General features: G+C 51.9%; 3 rRNA genes. All 3 read left to right on the top strand.

The annotated features are described in order from the left end of the window. Window positions 1-245 precede the first annotated feature (245 nt). A 16S ribosomal RNA gene (locus ACFVT2_RS43190) occupies window positions 246-1,794 on the top strand. A 234-nt stretch (window positions 1,795-2,028) separates the two neighbouring features. Then, window positions 2,029-4,957, top strand: a 23S ribosomal RNA gene (locus tag ACFVT2_RS43195). A gap of 50 nt (window positions 4,958-5,007) precedes the next feature. Next, window positions 5,008-5,123: ribosomal RNA gene (rrf, locus tag ACFVT2_RS43200) — 5S ribosomal RNA — on the top strand. The 16S, 23S and 5S rRNA genes sit together here, the layout of an rRNA operon. The last annotated feature ends 238 nt before the right edge of the window (window positions 5,124-5,361 follow it).

The raw sequence follows: 5,361 nt of genomic DNA on the forward strand, positions 1-5,361 counted from the left end.
ATATTATACAAGTCGTTAAGATAACTACTGAAAAACAACTAAATTAGTTGTTGACGTAGAGTTTGCGACATGATATTATATAAAAGTTGCTGTTGAAGAAACGGCGACGAAATGAACCTTGAAAACTGAACAAGCAAAACGTAATCAATAAAGTTTTTAGTAGCTAACCTTGAGTTGGCGAACAAAACAAAATTTTGGACATCAAACATGATGCCAGCAAAACAATTTGAGCTAATCAAATTTCTTTTATGGAGAGTTTGATCCTGGCTCAGGACGAACGCTGGCGGCGTGCCTAATACATGCAAGTCGAGCGGACAGATGGGAGCTTGCTCCCTGATGTTAGCGGCGGACGGGTGAGTAACACGTGGGTAACCTGCCTGTAAGACTGGGATAACTCCGGGAAACCGGGGCTAATACCGGATGCTTGTTTGAACCGCATGGTTCAGACATAAAAGGTGGCTTCGGCTACCACTTACAGATGGACCCGCGGCGCATTAGCTAGTTGGTGAGGTAACGGCTCACCAAGGCAACGATGCGTAGCCGACCTGAGAGGGTGATCGGCCACACTGGGACTGAGACACGGCCCAGACTCCTACGGGAGGCAGCAGTAGGGAATCTTCCGCAATGGACGAAAGTCTGACGGAGCAACGCCGCGTGAGTGATGAAGGTTTTCGGATCGTAAAGCTCTGTTGTTAGGGAAGAACAAGTGCCGTTCAAATAGGGCGGCACCTTGACGGTACCTAACCAGAAAGCCACGGCTAACTACGTGCCAGCAGCCGCGGTAATACGTAGGTGGCAAGCGTTGTCCGGAATTATTGGGCGTAAAGCGCGCGCAGGCGGTTTCTTAAGTCTGATGTGAAAGCCCACGGCTCAACCGTGGAGGGTCATTGGAAACTGGGGAACTTGAGTGCAGAAGAGGAGAGTGGAATTCCACGTGTAGCGGTGAAATGCGTAGAGATGTGGAGGAACACCAGTGGCGAAGGCGACTCTCTGGTCTGTAACTGACGCTGAGGAGCGAAAGCGTGGGGAGCGAACAGGATTAGATACCCTGGTAGTCCACGCCGTAAACGATGAGTGCTAAGTGTTAGGGGGTTTCCGCCCCTTAGTGCTGCAGCTAACGCATTAAGCACTCCGCCTGGGGAGTACGGTCGCAAGACTGAAACTCAAAGGAATTGACGGGGGCCCGCACAAGCGGTGGAGCATGTGGTTTAATTCGAAGCAACGCGAAGAACCTTACCAGGTCTTGACATCCTCTGACAACCCTAGAGATAGGGCTTCCCCTTCGGGGGCAGAGTGACAGGTGGTGCATGGTTGTCGTCAGCTCGTGTCGTGAGATGTTGGGTTAAGTCCCGCAACGAGCGCAACCCTTGATCTTAGTTGCCAGCATTCAGTTGGGCACTCTAAGGTGACTGCCGGTGACAAACCGGAGGAAGGTGGGGATGACGTCAAATCATCATGCCCCTTATGACCTGGGCTACACACGTGCTACAATGGACGATACAAACGGTTGCCAACTCGCGAGAGGGAGCTAATCCGATAAAGTCGTTCTCAGTTCGGATCGCAGTCTGCAACTCGACTGCGTGAAGCTGGAATCGCTAGTAATCGCGGATCAGCATGCCGCGGTGAATACGTTCCCGGGCCTTGTACACACCGCCCGTCACACCACGAGAGTTTGTAACACCCGAAGTCGGTGAGGTAACCTTTTGGAGCCAGCCGCCGAAGGTGGGACAGATGATTGGGGTGAAGTCGTAACAAGGTAGCCGTATCGGAAGGTGCGGCTGGATCACCTCCTTTCTAAGGATATTTTCGGAATACAAACCTTGGGTTTGTAAGATTACGTTTTGCGTTCAGTTTTGAAGGTTCATTCTTCTGAATGAAATACTTCAAAACTTGTTCTTTGAAAACTGGATAAAACGACATTGAAATTGTAACAAACACATTTATTTTTTAAGTTTTTTTATAGGCTTAATAACATTAAAAGGTTTCAAGACACGAGCAGTTAAATGCGATGTGTATTGGAAGCTGATAGGTTAAGTTAGAAAGGGCGCACGGTGGATGCCTTGGCACTAGGAGCCGATGAAGGACGGGACGAACACCGATATGCTTCGGGGAGCTGTAAGCAAGCTTTGATCCGGAGATTTCCGAATGGGGAAACCCACTACGTTTAATCGCGTAGTATCTTGACGTGAATACATAGCGTCTTGAAGGCAGACCCAGGGAACTGAAACATCTAAGTACCCGGAGGAAGAGAAAGCAAATGCGATTCCCTGAGTAGCGGCGAGCGAAACGGGAACAGCCCAAACCAAGAGGCTTGCCTCTTGGGGTTGTAGGACACTCTATACGGAGTTACAAAGGAACGAGGTAGATGAAGCGACCTGGAAAGGTCCGCCAGAGGAGGTAACAGCCCTGTAGTCGAAACTTCGTTCTCTCCTGAGTGGATCCTGAGTACGGCGGAACACGTGAAATTCCGTCGGAATCCGGGAGGACCATCTCCCAAGGCTAAATACTCCCTAGTGACCGATAGTGAACCAGTACCGTGAGGGAAAGGTGAAAAGCACCCCGGAAGGGGAGTGAAAGAGATCCTGAAACCGTGTGCCTACAAGTAGTCAGAGCCCGTTAACGGGTGATGGCGTGCCTTTTGTAGAATGAACCGGCGAGTTACGATCCCGTGCAAGGTTAAGCAGAAGATGCGGAGCCGCAGCGAAAGCGAGTCTGAATAGGGCGAATTGAGTACGTGGTCGTAGACCCGAAACCAGGTGATCTACCCATGTCCAGGGTGAAGTTCAGGTAACACTGAATGGAGGCCCGAACCCACGCACGTTGAAAAGTGCGGGGATGAGGTGTGGGTAGGGGTGAAATGCCAATCGAACCTGGAGATAGCTGGTTCTCTCCGAAATAGCTTTAGGGCTAGCCTCAAGGTAAGAGTCTCGGAGGTAGAGCACTGATTGGACTAGGGGCCCCTACCGGGTTACCGAATTCAGTCAAACTCCGAATGCCGATGACTTATCCTTGGGAGTCAGACTGCGAGTGATAAGATCCGTAGTCGAAAGGGAAACAGCCCAGACCGCCAGCTAAGGTCCCAAAGTATACGTTAAGTGGAAAAGGATGTGGAGTTGCTTAGACAACCAGGATGTTGGCTTAGAAGCAGCCACCATTTAAAGAGTGCGTAATAGCTCACTGGTCGAGTGACTCTGCGCCGAAAATGTACCGGGGCTAAACGTATCACCGAAGCTGCGGACTGTTCTTCGAACAGTGGTAGGAGAGCGTTCTAAGGGCTGTGAAGCAAGACCGGAAGGACTTGTGGAGCGCTTAGAAGTGAGAATGCCGGTATGAGTAGCGAAAGAGGGGTGAGAATCCCCTCCACCGAATGCCTAAGGTTTCCTGAGGAAGGCTCGTCCGCTCAGGGTTAGTCGGGACCTAAGCCGAGGCCGAAAGGCGTAGGCGATGGACAACAGGTTGATATTCCTGTACCACCTCCTCACCATTTGAGCAATGGGGGGACGCAGGAGGATAGGGTAAGCGCGGTATTGGATATCCGCGTCCAAGCAGTTAGGCTGGGAAATAGGCAAATCCGTTTCCCGTGAAGGCTGAGCTGTGATGGCGAGCGAATTATAGTAGCGAAGTTCCTGATTCCACACTGCCAAGAAAAGCCTCTAGCGAGGTGAGAGGTGCCCGTACCGCAAACCGACACAGGTAGGCGAGGAGAGAATCCTAAGGTGATCGAGAGAACTCTCGTTAAGGAACTCGGCAAAATGACCCCGTAACTTCGGGAGAAGGGGTGCTCTGTTAGGGTGCAAGCCCGAGAGAGCCGCAGTGAATAGGCCCAGGCGACTGTTTAGCAAAAACACAGGTCTCTGCGAAGCCGTAAGGCGAAGTATAGGGGCTGACGCCTGCCCGGTGCTGGAAGGTTAAGAGGAGCGCTTAGCGTAAGCGAAGGTGCGAATTGAAGCCCCAGTAAACGGCGGCCGTAACTATAACGGTCCTAAGGTAGCGAAATTCCTTGTCGGGTAAGTTCCGACCCGCACGAAAGGCGCAACGATCTGGGCACTGTCTCAACGAGAGACTCGGTGAAATTATAGTACCTGTGAAGATGCAGGTTACCCGCGACAGGACGGAAAGACCCCGTGGAGCTTTACTGCAGCCTGATATTGAATTTTGGTACAGCTTGTACAGGATAGGTAGGAGCCTTGGAAACCGGAGCGCTAGCTTCGGTGGAGGCGTCGGTGGGATACTACCCTGGCTGTATTGACCTTCTAACCCGCGGCCCTTATCGGGCGGGGAGACAGTGTCAGGTGGGCAGTTTGACTGGGGCGGTCGCCTCCTAAAAGGTAACGGAGGCGCCCAAAGGTTCCCTCAGAATGGTTGGAAATCATTCGCAGAGTGTAAAGGCACAAGGGAGCTTGACTGCGAGACCTACAAGTCGAGCAGGGACGAAAGTCGGGCTTAGTGATCCGGTGGTTCCGCATGGAAGGGCCATCGCTCAACGGATAAAAGCTACCCCGGGGATAACAGGCTTATCTCCCCCAAGAGTCCACATCGACGGGGAGGTTTGGCACCTCGATGTCGGCTCATCGCATCCTGGGGCTGTAGTCGGTCCCAAGGGTTGGGCTGTTCGCCCATTAAAGCGGTACGCGAGCTGGGTTCAGAACGTCGTGAGACAGTTCGGTCCCTATCCGTCGCGGGCGCAGGAAATTTGAGAGGAGCTGTCCTTAGTACGAGAGGACCGGGATGGACGCACCGCTGGTGTACCAGTTGTTCTGCCAAGGGCATCGCTGGGTAGCTATGTGCGGACGGGATAAGTGCTGAAAGCATCTAAGCATGAAGCCCCCCTCAAGATGAGATTTCCCATTCCGCAAGGAAGTAAGATCCCTGAAAGATGATCAGGTTGATAGGTCTGAGGTGGAAGTGTGGCGACACATGGAGCTGACAGATACTAATCGATCGAGGACTTAACCAATTTGAATGTATGCTTACTGTTATCTAGTTTTGAGAGAACACTCTCAATGGTTTGGTGGCGATAGCGAAGAGGTCACACCCGTTCCCATGCCGAACACGGAAGTTAAGCTCTTCAGCGCCGATGGTAGTTGGGGGTTTCCCCCTGTGAGAGTAGGACGCCGCCAAGCTATTATTACGGTAAAGGCAGCTCATCATGAGCTGCCTTTTTTGTTTTTGAATAAAAACAAAACAAACACCGAAATACGGAAACGCCCATATACTAATTGTAAACTTCAAAAAGGTCCAAATTGTGTATACAATCAACAGCTTAAGGGTCAGGTCTGCGAGTCGGGGTCGGTCTCTTGCCCGTTGGTGGCGTTGAGGAGTGCCGCGCTGAGACGGGCGAGAGTGTCGGCAGGGCGCGCG

The organism is Streptomyces sp. NPDC058000 (assembly GCF_042886435.1).
In the GTDB taxonomy this organism is placed as follows: domain Bacteria; phylum Actinomycetota; class Actinomycetes; order Streptomycetales; family Streptomycetaceae; genus Streptomyces.